A 2438-nucleotide genomic window follows, 5' to 3' on the forward strand; every position below is an offset into this window, starting at 1 on the left:
GAAGGTGAACTTCGCGGCGTCGCCTTCGCCCTCGACGTCGATCTTGACGACCTGGCCGGGCCGCAGCTCGCCGTAGAGGATCTTCTCCGACAGCGTGTCCTCCAGCTCCCGCTGGATGGTCCGGCGCAGCGGACGGGCGCCCATCACCGGGTCGTACCCGCGGTCGGCCAGCAGCTGCTTGGCGGCCGGGGTCAGCTCCAGGCCCATGTCGCGGTCCTTCAGGCGCTCGGCCACCTGGGCGAGCATCAGGTCCACGATCTGGATGATCTCCTTGGGCGTGAGCTGGTGGAAGACCACGATGTCGTCGACGCGGTTGAGGAACTCCGGCCGGAAGTGCTGCTTGAGCTCCTCCTGCACCTTGACCTTCATCCGCTCGTAGGTGCTCTCCTCGTCGTTGGCCTTCGCGAAGCCCAGTCCCACGGCCTTCGAGATGTCGCGGGTGCCGAGGTTGGTCGTCATGATGATGACGGTGTTCTTGAAGTCCACCACCCGGCCCTGGGCGTCGGTCAGGCGACCGTCCTCCAGGATCTGCAGCAGCGAGTTGAAGATGTCCGCGTGCGCCTTCTCGATCTCGTCGAACAGCACCACGGAGAACGGCTTGCGCCGCACCTTCTCGGTCAGCTGACCGCCCTCTTCGTACCCGACGTAACCGGGCGGGGAGCCGAACAGCCGCGAGACGGTGTGCTTCTCCATGAACTCGGACATGTCCAGCATGATCAGCGCGTCTTCGTCGCCGAACAGGAACTCCGCCAGCGCCTTGGACAGCTCGGTCTTACCGACACCCGACGGGCCGGCGAAGATGAACGACCCACCCGGACGACGCGGGTCCTTCAACCCGGCACGCGTACGGCGGATCGAGCGGGACAGCCCCTTGATCGCGTCGTCCTGACCGATGATCCGCTTGTGCAGCTCGTCTTCCATCCGCAGCAGCCGCTGCGACTCCTCCTCGGTCAGCTTGAACACCGGGATACCGGTGGCGATGGCGAGGACCTCGGCGATGAGCTCCTCGGTCACCTCGGCCACGACGTCCATGTCGCCGGCCTTCCACTCCTTCTCCCGCCGCTCCCGCTTGAGCTGCAGCTGCTTTTCCTGATCACGCAGCGCCGCGGCCTTCTCGAAGTCCTGCGCGTCGATCGCGGACTCCTTCTCCCGCCGCACGTTCGCGATCTTCTCGTCGTACTCGCGCAGGTCCGGCGGCGCCGTCATCCGGCGAATCCGCATCCGCGACCCGGCCTCGTCGATCAGGTCGATCGCCTTGTCCGGCAGGAACCGGTCACTGATGTACCGGTCGGCCAGCGTGGCGGCCGCCACCAGCGCCCCGTCGGTGATCGACACCCGGTGGTGCGCCTCGTAACGGTCCCGCAGACCCTTCAGGATCTCAATCGTGTGCGACAGCGACGGCTCGGCCACCTGGATCGGCTGGAACCGCCGCTCCAGAGCCGCATCCTTCTCGACGTGCTTGCGGTACTCGTCCAGGGTCGTCGCACCGATCGTCTGCAACTCGCCCCTCGCGAGAGGGGGCTTCAGAATGCTCGCGGCGTCGATGGCGCCCTCCGCGGCGCCCGCCCCGACCAGCGTGTGCAGCTCGTCGATGAACAGAATGATGTCGCCGCGGGTGCGGATCTCCTTGACGACCTTCTTCAGGCGCTCTTCGAAGTCACCGCGGTAACGGGAACCGGCCACCAGCGCACCCAGGTCCAGGGTGTAGAGCTGCTTGTCCTTCAGCGTCTCGGGCACCTCACCCTTGACGATCTTCTGCGACAGCCCCTCCACCACGGCGGTCTTGCCCACACCGGGCTCACCCACCAAAACCGGGTTGTTCTTCGTCCGGCGGGACAGCACCTGCATGACCCGCTCGATCTCCTTGTCCCGGCCGATCACCGGGTCGAGCTTGCCCTCCCGCGCGGCCTGCGTCAGGTTGCGCCCGAACTGGTCCAGCACAAGCGAGGTCGACGGCGCCGACTCCTGCGGCCCGCCCGCCGCCGCCGGCTCCTTGCCCTGATAACCGTGCAGCAACTGGATGACCTGCTGACGCACCCTGTTCAGATCGGCGCCCAGCTTCACCAGCACCTGCGCCGCGACACCCTCACCCTCCCGGATCAACCCCAGAAGAATGTGCTCGGTGCCGATGTAGTTGTGCCCGAGCTGCAACGCCTCGCGCAGCGACAGCTCAAGAACCTTCTTGGCCCGCGGCGTGAAGGGGATGTGTCCCGACGGCGCCGACTGCCCCTGGCCGATGATCTCCTCGACCTGCTGGCGCACCCCCTCGAGACTGATTCCAAGGCTCTCCAGAGCCTTGGCCGCCACACCCTCACCCTCATGGATCAAGCCAAGAAGAATGTGCTCAGTACCGATGTAGTTGTGGTTGAGCATCCGAGCCTCTTCCTGGGCCAGGACGACAACCCGCCGCGCACGGTCGGTGAACCTCTCGAACATCT

The 2438-nt window shown here is 66.1% G+C and carries 1 protein-coding gene; it reads right to left on the reverse strand.

Going from position 1 to position 2438, the window contains the following annotated elements; genetic code table 11:
* The coding region (locus Msi02_RS42660) for an ATP-dependent Clp protease ATP-binding subunit (RefSeq protein ID WP_204053395.1) at window positions 1-2436 on the reverse strand (2436 nt) is incomplete at its 3' end.
* Window positions 2437-2438: the final 2 nt, after the last annotated feature.

The organism is Microbispora siamensis (assembly GCF_016863095.1).
GTDB lineage: Bacteria > Actinomycetota > Actinomycetes > Streptosporangiales > Streptosporangiaceae > Microbispora > Microbispora siamensis.